Annotated in this window: 1 protein-coding gene; it reads left to right on the top strand. The window is 76.8% G+C overall.

What is annotated here, in order from left to right:
- Positions 1 to 650, top strand: a 650-nt coding sequence (locus G3573_RS21880) for a hypothetical protein (RefSeq protein WP_205598445.1), incomplete at both ends; no start/stop codon positions are given.

The raw sequence follows: 650 nt of genomic DNA, 5'->3' as shown, positions 1-650 counted from the left end.
GCCGTCCTCTACCCGGCATGGGAAGCGACCCTGCCGTGGACGGCGACGGCGGCCGATCGCGGCGACTGGGCCGCGGCGCGCGCCGGGCTGGAGAAGGCCTCGGCCCTGCCGGTGCTCGGCGCTCCGCCCTATGACCGGATCTGGCGGGCGACCGGCGCGCCGCTACTGGCCGAGGCGTTGGCGCGAACCGGCGAACTGGCGCGCGGCCGCGCCCTGGCCGCGACCACCCCGACCGACAGCCTGCCCGGCCTGCTGGCCCGGGCCAGGATCGCCGAACTGGCTGGCGACAGGCGAGAGGCCGACCGCTGGTTCGCGGAAGCCTCGCGCCAGTCGCCGTCCCTGCCGCAGCCTGACGCCGCCTGGGGTGAGGCCAAGCTCGGCCGCGGGGACCTGGAGGGGGCGATCGCCCTGTTCCACACCGCCCAGAAGAAAGGCCCGCGCTGGGCCGACCCGCTGAAGTTCGAGGGCGACATCCTGGTCCGACAAGACAATGCCAGGGCAGCGCTGAAGCGTTACGCGGCCGCCGCCGAGCGCGCCCCGCGCTGGGGCGCGCTGCATCTGGCCTGGGGCGACGCGCTGGAGCGGCTGGGCCGACGCGACGACGCCCGGGCCAAGTGGCGCGCGGCGGCGGGGATGGACCTGTCCGCGGC

The organism is Caulobacter sp. 17J65-9 (assembly GCF_010975005.1).
Lineage (GTDB): Bacteria > Pseudomonadota > Alphaproteobacteria > Caulobacterales > Caulobacteraceae > 17J80-11.
This window is presented reverse-complemented; position numbering and strand designations above follow the sequence as displayed.